Genomic DNA, 19634 nt, shown 5'->3' with positions numbered 1-19634 from the left:
GATAAATCGGTATTCCAATATCAATTCTTTCGCATTGATAATGGACGACAATGAATATCACTATTGCTCCAGCAGTTGGACAGCGGAATGGGCGATGGCGAGCTCTACGCGGCAGCCGGCCGAGAGCTTCTCGATGCGGGTCGAGCGGATCATGGACTTCAAGGTGATCCCGCTATCGACGAGCATCCAGGCCTCGAGATAGGCGCCCAGATTGACGACCTTTTGGACGGTGCCTGTCAGGCGGTTTACAGGTTCGTCGAGGGCCCCTGCCGCATCTGCGAGCCTGACGGCCTCCGGTCTGATACAGCAGAAGCGCACATTGTCAGGAGCGACGTCGTCTCTCCGCGTGGCTGTGAGCACCGCCTTTCCTGCGCCGAGGGATACCTTCAGGTTCCGATCGCTCCCGTTCTCTGCGGATGCCGGGAGAATATTGGACTTGCCGATGAAGTCCGCCACGAAGGAGGTCCTCGGGCGGGCGTAGATGTCCGCGGGCGATCCTTCCTGCGCGACCACTCCGCCCTGCATGACGATGATCCGGTCGGACATGGCCATCGCCTCTTCCTGGTCATGTGTGACATAGATGAAGGTCATGCCGAGATCTTCCTGGATCTCTTTCAGTTCGACGCGCATCGCTTCCCGGAGCTTAAGGTCAAGGTTTGAAAGCGGTTCATCGAGAAGCAGCACCGACGGTGAGGGCGCAATCGCCCGAGCGACCGCGACCCGTTGCTGTTGGCCTCCCGAAAGTTCTTTCGGATACCGATCCTCAAAGCCCTCGAGATGGACACTTTTCAAGGCTCGTGAGACACCGTCGGCGATTTCCTCGCGGGGCCGGCCCTGCATCTTCAGGCCAAAGCCGACATTCTGGGCGACCGTCATATGCGGGAAGAGTGCGTAGTTCTGGAAGACCAGTCCGATTTTCCGGGATTCCGGCGGGACGCCTTCCTGATCGTGGCCGCGAATTCGGATCTGCCCGCTCGAGGGCGCTTCAAATCCGGCGATCATGTTCAGGGTCGTCGTCTTGCCACATCCGGACGGACCAAGAATGCTGACGAATTTTCCCTTCGGGATGGCAAGGCTGATATCGTCGACGATGCGGTTTGCACCGAACTGCTTGCTGACGGAAAGGAGTTCAATATCGATGGTGGTCATTTGCTACCCCCGTGGAACTGGGCGGAGAAGCCGCCGATCTTTTCGAAAAGGATGATTACGCCAAGGATGAAGAGGAGTGACGCGACATTCACTGCCGCAAGCACCGGATCGAGGCTGTATTCGAGATGGTTGATGACGGTAATCGGAAGTGTCGTCTGACCGGGTCTGACCAGGAAGACGGAGAGCGGGATGTTGTTGAAGGAAATGATGAAGGCGAAGGTCATCCCCGAGAAGAGGCCGGAGCGGATCAGCGGCAACAGCACGTATCGGATCCTCTGCGTGATACTGGCGCCCAGTATGCGTGCCGCGCGGTCCAGCCGCTTGTCGAAACCGAACATCGCGGTGGCCGCCATACGCACGACGTAAGGCAACGTCAGAATGATGTGAGCCATGACAAGGCCGGGCGTCCCCAGCAGGTCGTAAAGTCCAACCGAGGACAGGAACAGGACGACCGCCACGCCCTTGACGATTTGCGGGACCGACATGGGTGACAAGAGGAACGCCATGATGGCGGTGTGTCCCGGACATTTTGCGTAGGCGACGCTGTAGGCTCCAAGGACGCCGAGCAGTCCGCTAGCGAGGGACACGATGACGGCAAGTTCGACGCTGAGTAGAAACGGATCGAGCCAGCGGCTGGTCCATAGCGCCGCGTACCATTGCAAGGTCCATTCGCTTGGGAGGAACGTCACGGCCGAGGTTGGACTGAAAGAGGCCGCGACGACGACCACCAGCGGAAGGGTGATGAAAGCAAGGATGGCGGCAAGCGCCATCCTGAACAGATATGTGAGCAGTCGGTTCATTGGAGCCTCCCGAGACTAAAGGTGAAGTTTTTGGTGGAGGCGCGACTCCAGCCTGGATCCGACGAAGCCGGCGGCCAGCATCAGGATGAGAAGAACGTTCGCCATGACCGCCGCGAAGGGCCAATCGAGATAGAACAGCACCTGCTCGTAGACCATTGTGGCCATGACTTTGAAGCCAGCGCCGCCAAGGAGGGCCGGGGTCGCATAAGCGCTTGCGGCCATGGTGAAGCCAATCAAGAAAGAGCTTACGATTCCCGGCACGGAGAGCGGCAGGATGATGTGCCGGAGAACAGCAAAACGTGACGCGCCAAGAATTTGCGCAGATTTTTCCAGATTGGGGTTGATACCCTGGAGGCTCGTCAGAAGCGACAGCACGCCAAATGGCAGGATGACGTGAGTAAGCCCAACCACGACGCCGAAAAGGTTCTTCGACAAGGGCAAGGGTTCGGTGATCAATCCGGTCCACATCAGCGCGGTATTGATGAAGCCGCGATCTTCGAGAATGATGAGCCAGCCATAAGTGCGAAGCACGACCCCCGCCAATTCCGGCGCAATGGCAAGCGCGAAGATGACCGTTCGCCAGCGCGATGTGGCGCGTGCCAGATAGTAGGCGAGGGGATAGGCCAGGACGGTCACACAGAGCGCAACGAGGCCCGACATCACGACGGTGCGGGCCAGGCCCGCAAGAACCAGATCGTTGCTGAAGAAGCGGCTATAGCTCGCAAGTGTCGGGCTGCCCTCCGTTGGGCTTTGAAAGCTAATCCCGATCATCATGCCCATCGGTATCGCGAAGAAGAGCACCAGGACGAGCGACGGCGCGATCAGCGGCAGAAGTCCCTTGACAGGGGCTAGGGCGCGCGGAGGCTTTGTGGGAGCGGAGCAAATAATGACGGCCATGATCTACCTCACTTGGCCGCCGCGACGACATCACGTTCCCATCGTTCTCCCCAGGCGGAGAGCCGTGTCGCGACCGCAGCGAGATCGGGCAACAGAAGGGCCTTCAGATCGGCCTCGGTGGTGATTTGTTTGGCACGGATATCGGCGGGCACCTCGATGTCGATCCGACCGCTGCCGACTTTGTAGCCGGTGACCCATGCCTCCTGGCTGGTCTTCTCAAGAAAGAAGTTGACGAACTTGAGAGCTGCGTCTCGGTTCGCCGCGTGCTTCGGCACGTTCAGGGTTGCGACCAAGGGGATCGAGCCTTCCTTCGGCAGGACATAGTCGACCGGCAAGCCACCATCGACGAGAAGTTGCGCGCGCCCGTTCCAGAAGGGCATCGCCCAGACGTCGCCCCCTTTGAGGTACGTTTCCATGACCGAGGATGATTGCTCAAAGCCGATCGACTGCCCCGCGAGCTTGGCCATGGCGGCAAAGCCAGGATCGACGTTCTCGAGCAGATCGCCACCATGGGCGACCGAGAAGATCTCCATCAGGTAGGCCGCCATCACGTTTTGGAATGTCGGCAGGATGATCTTGCCCTTGAGGCTATCATCCAAAAGCGCGTTCCAGGAATTCGGACGCTCTGCCAGCTTGTCCGTCCGGTAAAGAAGCGAGAGATATTGCACTTCGTGAACCGCGCCGCAGGGGCCAGCAACCCCGGCGATCACCGATGACAGATGCTGAAGATTGGGAACCTCCTCTGGCGAGAATTCCTCAAGCAGGCCCTCCTTGCATCCTTCGAGCGATTGAGAAGCGGTCATTACGACGACATCGAAGCCGGGGCGGCCGTTGGTGGCCTTGATCTTGGCATAATCCTGGGAGGCCGAACCGACGGCGTCATAGATAACCTCGATCCCGAATTTGGCCTCGAAAGGCTCAATGATCCGCTCCCGGATGATGGTTTCGTACGGCCCGCCATAGCTGTTGACGATGAGCGTTTCGGCGTGGCCGTTCGCGGCCAAAACCATTGATACGATCGCAGGTGCGCACAGCGCAGTGTACCTCATGACGATCCCCTTTGTTGGTGTTGTCGGTTCGGTGACATTGCGCCCGCCAGTCTTGCGATCTCCAATATTGAATTCCCGGTATTGATACGGAAACCATATCAATCGTGTTGCATTCGCTAAGCTGGCGGACGGCTTGCATCGGATTCGGTCTTGAGGGCCTCAAGCTCTATGAATCCGCGCTCGGGTTTATGCGCGCTGCCTCAGGCAGCCGCTTCGTCACCCCGGCTGGCAGATTTCGTTGATCAGGTGTGGATCGGATTTCAGCGATTTGAAGATATGAAGCCAGAACCGGTAATGGCTTTCGCGATTGAGGTCCCTGGCCTCGAATGCGCGCTTGGCCGCAGCGGTCACGGCGTCGCAGCCGTAAAACTCCATTGCAAGTTCCACAGCCGCCGCGACCGCGACGTCATGTTGCGCATCCGCCTCGTTTGACGGTTCCAGTACATTCTTCAATGGCTTCGACATGACGACTCTCCTTTGAGAGTCCGGCGGGGAAATGTGGCCGGACGGTCTCACAGCGAAGATCGCGTCGTCCGGAAACACATGGGTGCCACTCATATCGAGTAGGTTGAATCTTAACTCATTTCCCGCTTTAGATGAAGCCAATTCTTCTCCGACATCGTTGTTCGACTTCTTGGACGCCTTGTGGGGCCAACACGGAAGGAATCCTGGCGGAGCTACTTTGACCGCTCGCCTGACGAACTATTCGTAACTCACGATTGCCGTGGCACGATGTGGCGGCGGTTGATGGTCGCGGGGCGGCCCTTGATGGACAGGGCTGTATCGCGCTTTTCGCGTTCGGCCACGACCTTGCCCTTCGCGACGACACAAACCCGCTCGGCGCGCAGGCGCACCGCCTCGATGGGGGTGCCCGCATCGAGCACGACGAGGCTTGCGGATTTGCCCACGGCTAGACCGAGATGATCGAGGCCCATGATCTCGGCATTGATCTTGGTGACCATGTCGAAGCAGGTGCGCATGTCTGCGGGCGAGGACATCTGGGCGACGTGCAATCCCATGAAGGCGACGTCGAGCATATCGGCTGTACCGAGGGAATACCAGGGATCGAGCACGCAATCCTGACCCCAGCCGGTGCGGATGCCGGCCTTTAGCATCTCCGGCACTCGCGTGAGGCCACGGCGCTTAGGGTAGGTGTCGTGGCGTCCCTGCAGCATGATGTTTATGAGTGGATTGGGGATCACTGAGATGTCGGCTTCCGCAATCAGCGGCAGCAGCTTCGAGACATAGTAGTTATCCATCGAATGCATCGAGGTAAGGTGCGAGGCAGCCACCCGGCCTTGCAGGCCGAGCCTCTGGGTCTCATAGGCAAGCTGCTCGATATGGCGCGACAACGGGTCGTCGGTCTCGTCACAGTGCAAGTCGACCATCAAGCCGCGCTTGACCGCGATCTCGCAAAGTTCGGTAACGGAACGCGTGCCGTCGGACATGGTCCGCTCGAAATGCGGAATACCACCAACGATATCGACGCCCATGTCGAGGGCGCGGATGGTGTTTTCGCGCGCATTCGGCGAGCGATAGAACCCGTCCTGCGGGAAGGCGACAAGCTGGAGGTCGATGTAGGGCGCGATCTCCTTCTTGACCTCTAGCAGCGCTTCCACCGCAAGAAGGCGGTCGTCGCAGGTATCGACATGCGTGCGGATGGCGAGGAGGCCCATCGAGACCGCCCAGTCGCAATAAGCCAACGCCCGCTCCTTGACGGCTTCGTGGGTCAGGAGCGGCTTGAGTTCGCCCCACAGCGCGATGCCTTCGAGCAGCGTACCCGAGGCATTGATACGTGGCAGGCCGTAGGACAGCGTTGCATCCATATGGAAATGCGGATCGACAAAGGGCTGACTGACGAGGTCGCCCGAGGCATCGACGACACGACCAGCCTGCGCGTCGATGCGTGGCTCGATCGCCGCGATTCTATCGCCCTTGATGCCGATGTCGGCGACGTTTCCATCGGGCAGCGTGCCCCCTTTTATGATCAGGTCGAAGCTCATCTTTCGCCTTTCTGGTACGGGATCATCAAAGCTCTGGGATATGCAGCACGACGTGCGACCAGGATCAGCGCCAGGATCGACAGCGCATAGGGCATCATCAGGAAAACCTGATAGGGCACGATGCCGCCCGATATCTGCTGCAGACGAACCTGATAGGCATCGAAGGCTGCGAAGAGGATGGCGCCGATCAGCGCCTTACCTGGCCGCCAGGAGCCGAAGACGACCAGTGCGATACAAATCCAACCGCGTCCATTGATCATCTGGAAGAAGAACGAGTTGAAAGCCGAGGTGGTGAGAAAGGCGCCGCCGACCGCCATCAGCGCGCTACCAATGACGACGGCGCCCATGCGAATGCCAGTGACCGAAATGCCCTGCGCTTCGACCGCTGACGGATTTTCGCCTGCGGCACGAACGGCGAGACCGATGGGCGTGCGATAGAGGATCCAAGCAACGGCGGCGACCGACATGAATGCGAGATAGGTCAGTGGTGTCTGAGTAAACAGTGCCTCGCCAACGACCGGAATGCTGGACAAGCCCGGGATCGGCAGGGGCTGGAACGGCTCGATTTTGGGCGGCGACGTCACCTCGGGCAGCGCAAGACGATAGATGAAGTAAGTAAGACTCGTGGCAAGCAGCGTAACACCGATGCCGACGACGTGTTGCGACAGGCCGAGTGGTACCGTGAGCGTGGCATGCAGCAGGCCGAACATGGCGCCGAAAAGGGCAGCGACCAGCAAGCCGACCCAAAGATCGCCGCCAGAATATACGGTAAACCAGCCGGCGAAAGCGCCTGCCGTCATGATCCCCTCGATGCCGAGGTTAAGGACGCCGGCGCGCTCGCAGATCAACTCGCCCATGGTCGCGAAGATCAGCGGGGATGCTATGCGGATTGCGGCAACCCAAAAAGAGGCGGTGAAGAGGATTTCGAGCGCGTCCATGTCACCTCCACCTGATCCGGAATCGCGTCAGAAGGATCGCGACAACCATGGTCAGTAGCGAGGTGGCGACCATGACGTCGGCTATGTAACTCGGCACCTTGGCCGCTCGGCTCATGGCATCGGCGCCGACGAAGATGCCGGCGACGAAGATGGCCGAGGCGATGACACCGAGCGGATTCAGCATGGCCAGCATGGCGACGACGATGCCGGTGTAGCCGTAGCCCGGCGACAGGTCGAGCGTCAGGTTGCCCTTGAGCCCAGAGACTTCGGAAAAACCCGCAAGAGCGGCCAATCCCCCCGAAAGCAACGCCGTCTTCATCAGAGTGCGGTCGACCAGAATGCCAACAAAACGAGCGCCCTCGGGATTGAGGCCGACGGCGCGCATCTCGTAGCCGAGAACCGTCTTTTTCATAACGACCCAAATGAGGATGGCCGAAACAAGGGCGATGACGAAGCCATAGTGCAGGCGCTTGCCCTGGATAAGGCGCGGCAGTTGTGCTTCGGCAATGACCTTCTGCGATTGCGGCCAGCCGAGCCCCATCGGATCCTTGAGTATACCTTCGAGTAGCATGGATACGAACAGCAGGACGATGAAGTTGAGCAGCAACGTAGTGACCACCTCGTCGACGCCGAAACGCGTCTTCAGCACGGCTGGGCCGAGCAGAAGCAACGCGCCTGCGGCCATGACGGCGACCATGATTACCGGGATGAGAACGACCGAAGGCAGGGGTAGTGCGCCGGTTCCCAGCGCTACGGTGACGACGCCACCGATGTAGAGTTGGGCTTCTGCGCCGATGTTCCAGAGCTTTGCCCGAAAGGCGACGGCGATCGCCAAACCCGTGAAGATGAGTGGCGTCGCCCGGGTCAAGGTCTCCAAGAAGGCGAACTGTGAGCCGGCCGCCCCCTTCGCCACAAGATAGAAGACGGACAGTGGGGAAGCGCCGGCGGCGAGAACCAGTATCGACGTCAGCACCAGCGTGGTGCCTATGGCCGCCAGCGGAAACAGCAAGGTGATCGCCAAGGACGGCGCGGGTTTCGGTTCAAGCCGCATGATCACCGCGCTCCCCGCTGTGGCCTGCCATCAGTTCCCCCAGTTCCCGAATGCTGCGTTCGCCCCTTGCAGAGGGCGTGGAAAGGCGCCCCTTGAACATAACGAAGATGCGGTCGGACAATGCCAGGACTTCCTCGAGGTCTTCCGAAATGAGCAGTATCGCGGCACCCCGATCTCGCGCTGAGAGCAGCATGCGGTGAACATAGGCGACGGCGCCGACATCGAGGCCGCGTGTTGGCTGGCTTGCCAGGATGACCGCCGGGTCGCCATCAAGGGCCCGGCCGAGGATGAGCTTCTGCATGTTGCCGCCTGAGAGTAGGCGTATGCGTGCTTCGGGCGAAGGGCATTTGACGTCGTAGTCGGCAATGAGTTTCTCGGCAAAGCGCCCGGCGGCCTTCCAGTTCAGGAAGCCCATGTGGCTGAACCGAGGGCTTCGGTAGCGTTCGGCGATGACGTTCTCCGTCACGCTCATGTCGCCGATGCTGCCGACAGCGTGGCGATCTTCCGGAATGCGGGCCACGCCATGGGCGAGCGCCGCGCGTGGCGACCAGTCGAAGACTTCCTGCCCCGCGATGGAAGTGCTGCCGCTGGTTGGACGCCGTATGCCGGCGATGAGGGCAGCAAGGACAGCCTGACCATTACCGGCAACACCGGCAACGCCGGTGATTTCTCCAGCTGTAAGCGTTAGCGATACTTGGTCGAGGCCCGCCCCATTGTAAGGCGTTGCGGAGACCTGTTCGAGTGCCAGCAGCGGCCCTCCCAGTCTTAGCGGGCTGACCGTCGTTGGCTTGACCTCCCGGCCAACCATGAGTGCTGCCAATTCTTTGCGATCGGTCGACCTTGTTTCGCGCTCGCCGACGAGCTGGCCGGAACGCAGAACCAGCACACGATCGCTAACAGCCATCACTTCGTGTAATTTATGAGAGATAAAGATGATCGACAGGCCTTTCGCGACGAGCAGCTTCAGCGTCCGGAACAGCGCCTCGGTCTCGGCGGGGGTTAAAACGGCCGTCGGTTCGTCCAGGATCAGGATGCGGGCCTCGCGATAAAGGGCTTTTAGGATCTCGACGCGCTGACGCTCGCCGACCGAGAGGCTGGAGATGGTAGCCGCGGGATCGACGGAGAGGCCGAAATCAGCGGACAATTGCTCAATGCGCCGTCGCGCTGCGGCCCGGTCAAGCCGCAGGCGCCAAAGGCTCTGCGTGCCAAGCGTGATGTTTTCCTGCACCGTCATGTTGTCTGCTAGGGTGAAGTGCTGGTGGACCATGCCGATGCCGGCATCAATGGCAGCGCGCGGATCTCCCGGCGGAAGCGACTTGCCAAAGGCCTCGACGGTTCCCTCATCGGCGACATAGTGGCCAAAGAGAATGTTCATCAGAGTCGTCTTCCCAGCACCGTTCTCCCCGAGAAGTGCGATGACTTCGCTCTGCTTGAGGTCGAAGGAAATCGCGTCGTTCGCCCTGAGCGGGCCGAAACGCTTGCTAATGCGGGAAAGACGAAGGGCGGGTTTGCTAGACACGTCGGCGACCGGAAGACGAATTGTTGGGGGCTTCCTTTCCCGTCCAGGGAGAGAATAGTCGCTGTCGGCGAGTGGTAATTCCTCGTCCGGCACTGCCGACCATCATCTCCGATGAACGCGAGGAAGTGGTTAGGTCGACTTCGGCTCGGCGTCGTTGATTTCGACGGCGAACGAACCGTCCTTGATCATTTTTTGCTTCTCCGCGACCTTGGCCTTGATGGCATCCGGAACCTTGCTGTCGAAGGTGCCGAGAGGCGCCAGCGAACAGCCGCCGTTCTTCATGAAGGAATAGATGCCGTAGTCGTCAGCCTTGAACGCGCCTGCCTTCACTTCACTGATCGCTTTGTCGAGCGTCGGTTCGAAATGCCACAGTGCGGAGGCGACAACGGTGTCCGGGTAGTCCGTTTGGGTATCGATAACATTGCCGATGGCCAAGACCTTCTTCTCCTTGGCGGCGTCGGACACACCGAAACGTTCGGCATAGAGCAAGTCCGCACCCCCATCGATCTGGGCGAATGCGGTCTCCTTGGCCTTCGGCGGATCGAACCATGAGCCGATGAAGGCGACCTGGAATTTGGTGTCCGGGGCTACCTCCTTCACGCCGGCCATGAATGCGTTCATCAGCCGGTTGACCTCTGGGATCGGATAGCCTCCCACCATGCCGATGTTCTTGGACTTCGTCATTGCGCCGGCGACGAGGCCGGACAGATAGGATGCGTCCTGGATATAGTTGTCGAAAACCGAGAAGTTCGGAACGGCGGCATCGGGCTTGAAGCTCGAGCCCATCAGGAAGGCGACATCCGGATAGTCTTTGGCAACCGCGCGGGCAGCATCCTCGACGCCGAAGACCTCGCCCAGGATCAACTTGTGACCCGCCTCGCAATACTCACGCATGACGCGCTCGTAATCGTTATTCGCGGTGTTTTCCGAATAGACATATTCGATGTCACCGCGCTCCTTCGCTGCATTCGCCGCCTTGTGGATACGGCTGACCCACTGCTGCTCGACCGGAACGGTGTAGATGGCCGCGACCTTTATCGGGTCCGCAGCAAGCAGACGGTTCGGCAGACCTGCCGCTGCCACCACGGCAGAGGCGCCGGCAGCTTTGATCAGGGTTCTTCTGGAAATGGCAAAATTGAAGGAATCGCTTTGCATTAAGTTCCCCTCTGATTTGATTGCGCGTTTTGCGTGCGTCTTTTTTACCACTTGGTCAATGTAGGGGAAGTTGGAGGTTGCAGCAATTGGGTGTGGTACGCCATTCAACCGTATATGACGCGGCTTCCGCGACAAGTTCTATGCAGTTTGGCGGGAGATATATCGCGTTCGAAACTGCCTAACAGGTCGTTCAACGCCACAACAAGTTATAGGCTTCACTTGAAGACCGACTTTGAGCGCGGTTTCGAGCACCAAGTTTTCTGACTGCAACTGCGGCGAACAAGTTCCAGTCGGCAGAGCAAGTGCGAGATGGTGCTGAAGTCGATCCGCTGTCGCTGTGTCCAAGGAAGTCTTTCGCTCTTCTCTTTCAATAGCGGAGATGGTCTAAGGTCGTGTCTGGGAGACTTTTGAAGGGGCAAGGTCATGCGTTGTCCAGACGCGTGAGCAGTGGACCCGGAAACTGGAGCTTCTATCCGGATAAAGAACCTGAGGGGCATAAATGTTTCTGATCGACCGTGAACTTGAGGCACTCACCGCCTTTCGGCGCGAGCTGCACCGGCGGCCGGAAGTCTCGGGCGAGGAGCGGGAGACGGCGGATACGATCGTCAAGGCATTGGCCGAGACGAAGCCGGATGCGGTGATGACAGGTCTTGGCGGGCACGGGGTGGCGGCGATCTATGAGGGCCGAGAGCCAGGGCCGACGGTGATGGTGCGGGCCGAGCTCGACGGGTTGCCGATCGAGGAGATCTCGGAGATCGGCCATCGCTCGCAGATCAGGGGCAAGGGGCATCTTTGCGGCCATGACGGGCACATGACGATCCTGATGGCGCTGGCCAAAGGGCTTGGACGCGAGCGCCCGGCGAGAGGCCGCGCGATCCTGATGTTCCAGCCGGCGGAGGAGAACGGCGCGGGTGCTGCGGCCGTGCTTGCCGACCCGAAATTTGCTGACATCAAGCCGGATCTGGTCTTCTCGCTGCACAATTTTCCGGGATTACGCTTCGGCCACGCGGCCCTTCGCACGGGGCCGGTCAATTGCGCCTCGCGCGGCATGCGGATTTCGCTGTCCGGCAAGACGGCGCATGCCTCGACGCCGGAGGATGGCATTGCGCCGACCTTTGCTGTTGCCGCGCTGCTGTCCGGTCTGACGGCGCTCGGCACCAGCGGGCCGCTCGACGAGACCTATACGCTGGTCACGGTGACGCATGCGCGGCTCGGCGAGGCGGCCTTCGGCATCAGCCCCGGCTATGCCGAGATCTGGGCGACACTCCGGACACTGACCGACGAGCGCATGGCCGATCTCGTGGCCCGCGCCGAGGCGCTGGTCGCCAGGGAGGCGGAGGCTGCCGGGCTGAAGGTGACGATCGGCTACGAGGACGTGTTCCACCAGTGCAGCAACGCGGAAGCGGCTGTGACCGCGCTCGAACGCGCGTTGGACGAGGAGGGCGTCAGCCATGACAAGGGCGAGGGCGTGCTGCCGATGAAGGGGTCGGAGGATTTCGGGCTTTTCGGGCGCGTGGCGCCAGCGGCGATGTTCTTCCTTGGCGCCGGCGAGAACCATGCGCGGCTGCACAATCCGGACTATGACTTTCCAGACGATCTGATCGGCATCGGCGCCAAGGTGTTCATGCGGGCGATTCGCAACGAACTGGGGTGAGGGCGGGTCGCCGCTTGCGCTGCGGCCGCTGTGACGGCACTCTTCGAAATTGTGCAGTTCTGGACGGAGAACCGTTGAGGCCTTCTCCGAAAACTGCCTCTTGAGGGAGCAGGGAATGAGGCCTTTCAGCTTTCGTGTCGCGCTTTGCCTGGCGATGGTCATGACGGGGCTGCCGACTGGCCATGCGGCGGATGCACCCGTTCCCGATGCCGTTCCCGAGCCGCGACAGACCGATAATTCCAGTTTGCAGGACTTCATCAGGGCCAATCCGGATTGCCTGGAATTCAGCGATCAATGCTCGCATTGCGTGGTCGTCAACGGCGTTGCCGAATGCTCGACGGCCGAGATCGCCTGCTTCAAGCGGGAGAACCAGTGCACCAGGCGGACCGCTAAATGATGCATCCTGCAAGCAAGCCGTCTATCAGGAGCTCATCGCTGTCGGAACCCTGAAGCGTGACAATATGGACGCTGCACAACGGGGGACGCTCAACGGTATCGCCGATGTCAATGACGTCTCAGCATGGTCGAGACTGGCTTCAAGCGGTGGCTCGCGGCAACTCAGGGCTGTTCCGAGACGTAGGCATGTGGAAGCTAGGCTGAGCCCGATTCCAATTCCGCCAGCCGCTTCGCGCAGATCGCTTCGACGAGCCCGTGGAGATGTTCGGTTCGCTCGAGAAGCCAGGCGAGCGCTTCTTCGGTGACCTCGAAGTGCTTCGAATAGCGTGCCTTCACATAGGCTTCGTTGAGAACGTTGTACCAGGCGGTAAAGCGATGCTGATCGCGCGGCCAGGCCTCGACCAGCCGCTGATCCCGATCCTCGGCAAGGCCGCGGAGAAATTTGAGGTTGTGCGACGGCGGGCTGTAGTTGGTAAGGGTGAGGAGTACGCAGGAATAAGCCGATTCAACAGCTTGATGAAGTTCAAATACTGCGCGGCGTTTGTTTTCTTTCGCCAGATAGAATCTTGAACCTGCGATCAGGTCTCCAATCTCCGGTAGATGAAGATTAGCGTGCTCCTTCGCCACCCTGAGCGCGTCGGCAGGCGAGAGCCGTTTCGGCTCGGCCAACGGTCGGTCGTCGAGTTCGTAGAGCACGATGCCCTCGCGCAGAATATCGACGAAGAAATACTGTCCGTCCGCAAGGAAGTTGTTCACCTCCCGGGCGCCATGGACGATCAGCCCAACCGGCGTCGACACTCCCTTGTCCCACATCAACCGGTCGGTCGCCTTGTCCCAATATTCCGGTTCTGCGAGCTTCTTGGAATTGACGATGACGAGGATATCGTAATCCGAGCGATAGCCCTTCATCGTATGCGGCTCGTCAACAAAGGTTCCACGGGCATAGGAGCCGAACAGGATGATCTTCAGGATCCGCCCGCGCTTCTTGAAGTCGGCCGAGCCGCCCTCGAGCGCATCGGCAAACTCCTCGTGGATGATCTCCACGACGCGGGCAAGCTCGCGCTGCTTCTTCTCGGGAAGATGTTCGAGGCTCGTTTTCATACTCAACCGATAGGATAAAGACGATTCGCCGTCTACTGCAGGAATTCATGGGTTTCATATTATTAAAAAATAACAGATTGATCTGATCTAACGATTAATGGATGATCTATGTCCTTGTAGATTGGCTTGCGCGGATGCAGAGGACAGGCGAATGGAATTCCGTCAGATGAGATGTTTTGCAACCCTGGCTGAGGAGTTGCATTTCGGTCGCGCCGCGGCGACGCTCTCCATGGCGCAGCCCGCCCTTAGCGTGCAGATACAAACGTTGGAGAAGGAGCTCGGGGTGCAGCTTCTCATCCGCTCTACGCGTCGTGTTCAACTGACCAAAGCCGGAGAAGTTTTTTACGAGCGGTGCATTAGTGTTCTGCGGGAGATCGAAAACAGTTCCGCTATCGTCCGGGCCGTTGCGGGCAAGAATGTCGATCGGATCACCATCGGAACCATATATCCCGCCACCTTCGGTGTCTTGCCGCTTTTTCTGAACAAGCTCGGCAAGCGGTTTCCCGATATTCAGATTCACGTGAGCAGTGGTTCCACGGATGCAATCATCCGCGACCTGGAGAAGGGCCGCATCAACCTTGGCTTCATCCGGCCGGTCGAAAACATCGGATCGCTCCGTTGGCAGAGCATCGCCAACGAACGATATCTTCTGGCGGTGCCACTTGGCAGCCGGCTTGAGACTGCGGAAACCGTCACAATGAGCGATTTGAAGCGGGAGCGGATCATCTCCTTTTCCCGCTCAAATCTGTCTTACACGGAAAAGTACTTCTTCGAGCAGTTCAGAAAATTTGGCCTTCTCGATCAGGTTGCCTGTAGTTGCGATGACACGCTCTCCTTGGTTTCGCTGGTCGCGGCCGGGATGGGGGTGGGTTTCGTGCCAGAATGGACCAGGGATTTGCCCCACCAGTCGTTTCGCCTTCGAGAAGTGAAGGGGGTGGATTTCACGATCGGCATGGGGCTTGCCTGGAACAAGGAGGATCCTACCGCAAACCGTGAAGAGATCGTAGATATTGCCCGCACGCTGGCAGCGGCATCAAGATCGATCAAAGCTGTGGGCAACCATTCCGGGAGAAACAACACCAAGCGCGGTCTTCCGGCGCATGGCGAGTAGCTAAGCAGAGATTCTCTTGATGGCCAACGGATGGAAGCGGGCTTCGTGGTTGAGGGCGGTTACGGCTCTGATGATGGCTTGTTCGAGGGCGTGTTCGGTGGCGAAGGTCTGATGAGCGAGATGATGGGCTTTGAGGTTTTTCCAGACGATCTCGATGTCATTGAGTTCGGGGGCGTATTTGGGCAACCACTCGATGGTGAGCCAATGGGCACGGGTCTCAAGCGCGGCGCGCGACGCTTTGCTGGTGTGGATTGGCCCGTTGTCGAGCACCAGGACGACCGGCCTGCCGGCCACGCCGGGCTTGGGGCCATAGCCTGCGTCGAGCGTCTCCAGGAGGGCGATGAAATCGGCGCTGCGCTTGGTTTTCGAGGTTTCGACGACGAGCCTGCGCGCGGCCCAGTCGAAAGCACCCATCATGGCGATCTTGCGCGCCTGGCCGGGCGCGGGAACCCGCAGATCGGCGCCGCGTCTGGCCCAGCAACGCGCCAGATAGGGATGGGTGAGCGCCTCGCTCTCGTCGCCGAAGAGGAGGACGATATCGCCCGCCTCGGCCTGTCGCTTGCGCAGTTGCAGCCGCAGGCCGGCGCACTCGACGGCCTGCGGGTCCTGGCGGTTCTTCAGCGAGTGCCGGGGCCGCCGGAAGCGAAAGCCCCTTTTTTGCGCAGCGTTTTCGAAAGCTGCGATCGGGAGATGCTGAGCCCTTCGCGCGCCTCGATCTCGGCGGCAAGGCGCGCCAGCGTCCAATTGTTGCGGTCGGCGACCGGCGCCGACAAGAGCGGCCCGGCAACCCGAAGCGCGGCCTCCGACTTCACCGGCGCCGGGCCGGCCGCGACGCGCTTCCTGAGGGCCGTCACCGACCCGGCCATGAAATCGCTGCGCCACAGCCGCACCGTATCCTCACGAACGCCGAAGGCTTGGGCGATCCGCGCGCTCGTCCAGCCGTCAAGTGTCAGCAGGATCGCCCGCGCCCGGTCCGCCTCGCCGCGATCCCGGCTCGCCGCCAGATGCTCCAACGCTGCACATTCCTCCTCCGTCGCCTTCACCAGAGATTTCCCCGCCATGCCACCGCTCCCGAATCAATCCCGGAAACGGAATCACAACGCCAATCTGTTGGCCAGATCACGCAAAGCTGCTTAGGTAAGTGGCACGTAGGACGTCGGAGGTTGGCGAAGATGGTCCTGGGGCCTTCATATTGAAGGGAAGTCGAGGCAGGAGCATAACTCGCCGGTGGCTCTCCAAAAGGTCCAGAATGTTGCCGGGCCGAGCATTGCTTCAGTAAGACGAGAGCAAAAGGAGGAGAAGGTGAAGAGCTGGTTTCAGAAGCTAACGGATGTTTCCACCGTGGCGCGCACGAAGGAGATGTTCAACGAAGCGCTCACCGAGCTCGGTGAAGAACTCGGCTTTGAGTATTATGCTTACCTTAATCTTCAACCGATCGGAACATTCGCCGTTTCGAATTATCATCCGGAATGGCAGGATTGGTATTTCTCAAAGGGCTTCAACGAGATCGATCCCATAATCCAGATTGCCAGGGCCACGATGAAAGCGTTCACCTGGTCGTCTTCCGAAAATTCAAGGACTGTCAGATCGAGGCGCGTTCGGCAATTTTATCTGGATGCCGCCGGTTTCGGCATTCGGTCGGGCATCACCATCCCGGTCGCGACTGCGTTCAGACGCATGGCGATGCTGACAATGGCCTCGCACAAGCCTTCCCTCTCGCTGAAAAGGGATATCGATCCGGTAGCGGCCGCCATGGCCGTCGCCCAGCTTCATGTGCGGATCGAGCAAACGAATATTGAACCGACAGCAAAACCGGTCATCGGCCTGACCGCTAGACAGGCGCTTATGCTCAAGTGGGCGTCCGAGGGCAAATCCATGAGAGAAATCGCCGACATCGAGAACATGAGCTACTGGAATGTCAACTTCCACATGAATAATGCGCGCAGGAAGCTCAATGCCTACTCGCTTCCGCAGGCGACGGCTCTGGCGACGAAGCTAAAGCTGATTTGAAGCCAAGCGCATCGCCGCCAAGCATCTGAAGTCGAAGTTTTGAGGAGAACAGATGAAACAGGCGGAGAAGCGCGCGGAGCATTTACGGGCGATTTCGCGTGACCGGCTTGAGGCGCTTGTGCTCGAACGTGCCGAGAGAGACGAGGGCTTTGCCCTTTGGCTCGATGCCAGATTCGCGGCTTCGGTGGCTGACGAGGCAAGCGTGCTGCTCGATCCGGTGCCGTTTCGTCGTCGCGCCGAAGCGCTTTTCACTTCGATCGGTTCGGGGCGGCATCGACACAGTTGGGGCGAACAGTCTGCGGGTATCGATGAAGCGGCGCTCGAACAACTGATTGACGAGGCTGAATCCTTTCTTGTCTCAGGGCGCGGCGCCCATGCATTGACGATCTTGAAACCCGTCGCCTCGGGGCTGGCCGCATATTGGCCGGAAAACGCCGATTGGGATGAAACCCTGCACGAGTTCTTTCCCCGGCTTGATCAACTGATCGCTCAAGCTGCCCTCATGGATGGTGTTTCACAGGAGGTGCGCGATGACCTCGCCGGCGAACTGGCCGACCGGCAGGGCGAACTCGCAAAATTTGGCGCTGACGATGCCTTTACTACTGCCATTGCAGCTTGCATGCAGGGCTGGGACGAGCCAGGCCTTCAGGCGACGCTCGCAGGGCTTGGGCAGAGCTGGCCGCCTGGGGGAGGTAGCGATTTGCTCGATGACGATCTGACACGGGTCCGACTTGCCGCGCTCGAAGCCATGGGGCGTAGCGAGCATTTCCTCAACCTTTCCCGTGCGGCGGGGTTCCATTGCGACCATGCTGTGAAGCTGGCGCAGACGGGCCGTGTCAATGAGGCGGTCGCGCTCGCCCATGCGCGCCTGACCACACATGGTGATCTCTTACGGCTGGCCGAGGCCGTCGCTGCTGTCGGCCAACTGGAGACTGCGATCGACATTGCCGCCTGGGGGGTGTCGCGAGACGGGCGAGGCGAAGGTGAAGAAAATTGGCGTGACAGAACAGGCAGAGCAATGCTGGCCCGCTGGCTGCGCGAAAAGGCGCATGAGGCGGGCAACCGGGATATAATGTTCAAGGCAACGCAAGTAGCCTTCGAAGAAAGCCTCGCACGTGAAGATTTCCGCGTGGCCAAGAAACTCGTCGCTCCGTCGGATTGGCGGAAATTGCGCGAATTGCTGCTTGCGGCGCTGATGGCGGCACCTTACGCGCATGAGCGGATCGAAATCCTGCTCGATGAGGACTTGGTCGCCGAAGCCGTTGCTTGCATCAACCTGCAGGAAACGCGCTTCTTCAGTCCACGTGACTCTGCGCTGGCTCGGCTTGCTGAACGGGCATTGGCGGATCATCCCGATTGGGTGATTGTCCTTGCATGCCGCATGGCCGAACCAATTATGTCTGAAGGAAGATCAAGCCGCTATGAGATGGCCGCCCTGTGGCTCGGGATCGCCGGACGCGCGCATAAGGTTTGCGGAACCTCCGGCCAGTGGCTTGCGCACCTTGATGGGCTCATCGAGCAGCACCGGCGCAAGCACAAGCTGCGACTGCTACTGGAAGGGCTGCGGCGCACGGCCAAGTGAAAGCGTACCTCAGATGGAAACTGTCCATACCGCGATGCAGGCATTCGCCCGACGGCCGTCGAAAAGCAGATCTGGATGGCCGATTTGAAGTTTTAGGCCCCTAACGCCTTCTTGGAAGGTCACGAAGCTGCTCGAAGTTGCCACGCCTTTCGAGTGGTCAGAAGCCAAGTCCCGCGCAGGCTGGCTCAACGCCGCCGTCGTGTGCCGTTGTTAGTGTCGTAAAAAAGTCACTAAGTTCCAGGTTTTTGCTGCTCCGGGCTTAACCTCAGGCGCTCGAAAACGTCCGGGCAGAACTCAAACTGCCTCGCAGTTCCTCGTCCCATCGAGTTCTTCACAATTGTTTCGATCAATATGCCCCGCTTAATGAGAGGATCGATCGATTCCGCCACAGCGTTGCGCGTCAGACCGGTAATTTGGCTTATATTCGAAAGTGTTAGCTTCTCGTGGTTTTGATGCATCATATAGAGCACCGTCATCATCCCGACCTGCTTCAAACGCGATTGCGGTGTCTCTCCCTCAACCGGTTTATCGAAAACTTCTTGCAGAGCGTAAGCCGAAAACAGCTGGCTCTGCCAATGGGCATTGAGTGCGCTTGTCATTTTTTATACTGTCAGATATATGATTGTAAAACGCGTCGCGAAATTGCGCCGCTTGTTAGGATTGCACACACAATCGCGTCAGTGAAGGTGGTGGTCATGAACAAGTCTCTTGCACGGGTATTTGTCGCTGCAGCCAGTCTAGCGCCATTCTATCTTGTTTTCGACAGTAAAGCGCGAGCGGCTGAATGGGGTTGCCAGGTTATCTTGTGCCTTTCCAATCCGAACGGTCCGACACAATATGCAGAGTGCCGGCCGCCAATCCACAAGCTCTGGCGCGCGCTTGCAAAAGGACACTCCTTTCCCACGTGCAGCGGCGTTGGGTTCAAGACCTCACGCCCTCGATACGACCCCTATTACTGCAATAACGGTTATCGCCTGATAACGCGGTATGGAGACCGCGGGCTCGAAGCGAGTTGTATCTCGACCACGCCACAGACTGTCTCAAACGCTGGATGCCACTCCAACGATGATCGGATGACCTCGTCTGCAGCGTGGCGGCGGAGAGACGGCCGTACGCAGTGCCAGCGCTACGTGACGACGCGACCGAACATCCGCCCGCAACCCCACTACATGGACGTGACCATCGACGGTGTTGGCAAGCAACGCGTGTGGTACTGAGC

At 59.5% G+C, this 19634-nt stretch carries 20 protein-coding genes; 6 read left to right on the top strand and 14 right to left on the bottom strand.

What is annotated here, in order from left to right; genetic code table 11:
* Nucleotides 1-60: 60 nt before the first annotated feature.
* The 10 genes from AC1Z3V_RS01170 to AC1Z3V_RS01125 form a co-directional block, all read right to left on the bottom strand.
* The gene (locus AC1Z3V_RS01170; RefSeq protein WP_483496741.1) at nt 61-1149 is read right to left on the bottom strand and encodes an ABC transporter ATP-binding protein; all 1089 of its coding nucleotides are present in this window, start codon (nt 1147-1149) and stop codon (nt 61-63) included.
* A complete protein-coding gene (locus tag AC1Z3V_RS01165; RefSeq protein WP_483496740.1) occupies nt 1146-1949 on the bottom strand; it encodes an ABC transporter permease in 804 nt (267 codons plus the stop codon). Before AC1Z3V_RS01165 ends, AC1Z3V_RS01170 begins: the two co-directional genes overlap by 4 nt.
* Nucleotides 1950-1964: 15 nt before the next feature.
* On the bottom strand, nt 1965-2729 hold the full coding sequence (locus AC1Z3V_RS01160) for an ABC transporter permease (protein WP_483496738.1): 765 nt from the start codon (nt 2727-2729) through the stop codon (nt 1965-1967).
* Nucleotides 2730-2854: 125 nt separating this feature from the next.
* On the bottom strand, nt 2855-3856 hold the full coding sequence (locus AC1Z3V_RS01155; RefSeq protein WP_483496737.1) for an ABC transporter substrate-binding protein: 1002 nt from the start codon (nt 3854-3856) through the stop codon (nt 2855-2857).
* 255 nt (nt 3857-4111) lie between these two features.
* On the bottom strand, nt 4112-4360 hold the full coding sequence (locus tag AC1Z3V_RS01150) for a hypothetical protein (protein ID WP_483496735.1): 249 nt from the start codon (nt 4358-4360) through the stop codon (nt 4112-4114).
* Nucleotides 4361-4608: 248 nt separating this feature from the next.
* Complete coding sequence (locus tag AC1Z3V_RS01145; RefSeq protein ID WP_483496734.1) at nt 4609-5898, bottom strand: amidohydrolase family protein; 1290 nt, start codon at nt 5896-5898, stop codon at nt 4609-4611.
* Entirely contained in the window at nt 5895-6836 is a 942-nt protein-coding gene (locus tag AC1Z3V_RS01140) for an ABC transporter permease (RefSeq protein WP_483496733.1), read from the bottom strand. Before AC1Z3V_RS01140 ends, AC1Z3V_RS01145 begins: the two co-directional genes overlap by 4 nt.
* Before the next feature lies 1 nt (nt 6837).
* Nucleotides 6838-7887, bottom strand: coding sequence for an ABC transporter permease (locus AC1Z3V_RS01135; RefSeq protein WP_483496732.1), 1050 nt, complete (start codon nt 7885-7887; stop codon nt 6838-6840).
* Nucleotides 7877-9406, bottom strand: a complete 1530-nt coding sequence (locus tag AC1Z3V_RS01130; RefSeq protein ID WP_483496731.1) for an ABC transporter ATP-binding protein — start codon at nt 9404-9406, stop codon at nt 7877-7879. Before AC1Z3V_RS01130 ends, AC1Z3V_RS01135 begins: the two co-directional genes overlap by 11 nt.
* Nucleotides 9407-9535: 129 nt before the next feature.
* Nucleotides 9536-10561 carry a BMP family protein gene (locus tag AC1Z3V_RS01125; RefSeq protein ID WP_483496730.1) on the bottom strand — a complete coding sequence of 342 codons (1026 nt, stop codon included), beginning with the start codon at nt 10559-10561 and terminating at the stop codon, nt 9536-9538.
* A 499-nt stretch (nt 10562-11060) separates the two neighbouring features.
* On the opposite strand from AC1Z3V_RS01125, the gene AC1Z3V_RS01120 reads away from it, so the two are divergent.
* Together AC1Z3V_RS01120 and AC1Z3V_RS01115 are read left to right on the top strand one after the other, a co-directional pair.
* Complete coding sequence (locus AC1Z3V_RS01120) at nt 11061-12215, top strand: amidohydrolase (RefSeq protein WP_483496728.1); 1155 nt, start codon at nt 11061-11063, stop codon at nt 12213-12215.
* 115 nt (nt 12216-12330) lie between these two features.
* The gene (locus tag AC1Z3V_RS01115; RefSeq protein WP_483496727.1) at nt 12331-12612 is read left to right on the top strand and encodes a hypothetical protein; all 282 of its coding nucleotides are present in this window, start codon (nt 12331-12333) and stop codon (nt 12610-12612) included.
* 194 nt (nt 12613-12806) lie between these two features.
* Here the strand turns inward: AC1Z3V_RS01115 and AC1Z3V_RS01110 are convergent, their stop codons facing one another.
* On the bottom strand, nt 12807-13712 hold the full coding sequence (locus AC1Z3V_RS01110; RefSeq protein WP_483496726.1) for a nucleotidyltransferase and HEPN domain-containing protein: 906 nt from the start codon (nt 13710-13712) through the stop codon (nt 12807-12809).
* 151 nt (nt 13713-13863) lie between these two features.
* On the opposite strand from AC1Z3V_RS01110, the gene AC1Z3V_RS01105 reads away from it, so the two are divergent.
* On the top strand, nt 13864-14823 hold the full coding sequence (locus tag AC1Z3V_RS01105) for a LysR family transcriptional regulator (RefSeq protein ID WP_483496725.1): 960 nt from the start codon (nt 13864-13866) through the stop codon (nt 14821-14823).
* Here AC1Z3V_RS01105 and AC1Z3V_RS01100 read toward each other — a convergent pair whose 3' ends face one another.
* Nucleotides 14824-15444, bottom strand: coding sequence for an IS630 family transposase (locus AC1Z3V_RS01100; RefSeq protein WP_483499500.1), 621 nt, complete (start codon nt 15442-15444; stop codon nt 14824-14826).
* Complete coding sequence (locus AC1Z3V_RS01095) at nt 15441-15884, bottom strand: helix-turn-helix domain-containing protein (protein ID WP_483496724.1); 444 nt, start codon at nt 15882-15884, stop codon at nt 15441-15443. The genes AC1Z3V_RS01100 and AC1Z3V_RS01095 overlap by 4 nt, the downstream gene beginning before the upstream one ends.
* A 241-nt stretch (nt 15885-16125) precedes the next feature.
* Here AC1Z3V_RS01095 and traR point away from each other — a divergent pair, with 241 nt between their 5' ends.
* Together traR and AC1Z3V_RS01085 are read left to right on the top strand one after the other, a co-directional pair.
* Nucleotides 16126-16833, top strand: a complete 708-nt coding sequence (gene traR, locus AC1Z3V_RS01090; RefSeq protein WP_483496723.1) for an autoinducer-binding transcriptional regulator TraR — start codon at nt 16126-16128, stop codon at nt 16831-16833.
* 202 nt (nt 16834-17035) lie between these two features.
* On the top strand, nt 17036-18415 hold the full coding sequence (locus tag AC1Z3V_RS01085; protein WP_483496721.1) for a hypothetical protein: 1380 nt from the start codon (nt 17036-17038) through the stop codon (nt 18413-18415).
* Between the two features lie 230 nt (nt 18416-18645).
* Here AC1Z3V_RS01085 and AC1Z3V_RS01080 read toward each other — a convergent pair whose 3' ends face one another.
* Nucleotides 18646-19014, bottom strand: coding sequence for a MarR family transcriptional regulator (locus tag AC1Z3V_RS01080; RefSeq protein WP_483496719.1), 369 nt, complete (start codon nt 19012-19014; stop codon nt 18646-18648).
* A 96-nt stretch (nt 19015-19110) separates the two neighbouring features.
* On the opposite strand from AC1Z3V_RS01080, the gene AC1Z3V_RS01075 reads away from it, so the two are divergent.
* Complete coding sequence (locus tag AC1Z3V_RS01075; protein WP_483496718.1) at nt 19111-19632, top strand: hypothetical protein; 522 nt, start codon at nt 19111-19113, stop codon at nt 19630-19632.
* Nucleotides 19633-19634: the final 2 nt, after the last annotated feature.

It is taken from the genome of Ensifer sp. 38_S197 (assembly GCF_056924495.1).
This window is presented reverse-complemented; position numbering and strand designations above follow the sequence as displayed.

Excerpts from the sequence above, each read along its gene's own strand:
- AC1Z3V_RS01145 (WP_483496734.1), bottom strand. The coding sequence starts at position 5,898 with ATGAGCTTCGACCTGATCATAAAAGGGGGCACGCTGCCCGATGGAAAC.
- AC1Z3V_RS01075 (WP_483496718.1), top strand. The coding sequence starts at position 19,111 with ATGAACAAGTCTCTTGCACGGGTATTTGTCGCTGCAGCCAGTCTAGCG.
- AC1Z3V_RS01115 (WP_483496727.1), top strand. The coding sequence starts at position 12,331 with ATGAGGCCTTTCAGCTTTCGTGTCGCGCTTTGCCTGGCGATGGTCATG.
- AC1Z3V_RS01155 (WP_483496737.1), bottom strand. The coding sequence starts at position 3,856 with ATGGTTTTGGCCGCGAACGGCCACGCCGAAACGCTCATCGTCAACAGC.
- AC1Z3V_RS01105 (WP_483496725.1), top strand. The coding sequence starts at position 13,864 with ATGGAATTCCGTCAGATGAGATGTTTTGCAACCCTGGCTGAGGAGTTG.
- AC1Z3V_RS01125 (WP_483496730.1), bottom strand. The coding sequence starts at position 10,561 with ATGCAAAGCGATTCCTTCAATTTTGCCATTTCCAGAAGAACCCTGATC.
- AC1Z3V_RS01170 (WP_483496741.1), bottom strand. The coding sequence starts at position 1,149 with ATGACCACCATCGATATTGAACTCCTTTCCGTCAGCAAGCAGTTCGGT.
- AC1Z3V_RS01135 (WP_483496732.1), bottom strand. The coding sequence starts at position 7,887 with ATGCGGCTTGAACCGAAACCCGCGCCGTCCTTGGCGATCACCTTGCTG.
- AC1Z3V_RS01080 (WP_483496719.1), bottom strand. The coding sequence starts at position 19,014 with ATGACAAGCGCACTCAATGCCCATTGGCAGAGCCAGCTGTTTTCGGCT.
- AC1Z3V_RS01095 (WP_483496724.1), bottom strand. The coding sequence starts at position 15,884 with ATGGCGGGGAAATCTCTGGTGAAGGCGACGGAGGAGGAATGTGCAGCG.
- AC1Z3V_RS01160 (WP_483496738.1), bottom strand. The coding sequence starts at position 2,729 with ATGGGCATGATGATCGGGATTAGCTTTCAAAGCCCAACGGAGGGCAGC.
- AC1Z3V_RS01110 (WP_483496726.1), bottom strand. The coding sequence starts at position 13,712 with ATGAAAACGAGCCTCGAACATCTTCCCGAGAAGAAGCAGCGCGAGCTT.
- AC1Z3V_RS01150 (WP_483496735.1), bottom strand. The coding sequence starts at position 4,360 with ATGTCGAAGCCATTGAAGAATGTACTGGAACCGTCAAACGAGGCGGAT.
- AC1Z3V_RS01120 (WP_483496728.1), top strand. The coding sequence starts at position 11,061 with ATGTTTCTGATCGACCGTGAACTTGAGGCACTCACCGCCTTTCGGCGC.
- AC1Z3V_RS01165 (WP_483496740.1), bottom strand. The coding sequence starts at position 1,949 with ATGAACCGACTGCTCACATATCTGTTCAGGATGGCGCTTGCCGCCATC.
- AC1Z3V_RS01140 (WP_483496733.1), bottom strand. The coding sequence starts at position 6,836 with ATGGACGCGCTCGAAATCCTCTTCACCGCCTCTTTTTGGGTTGCCGCA.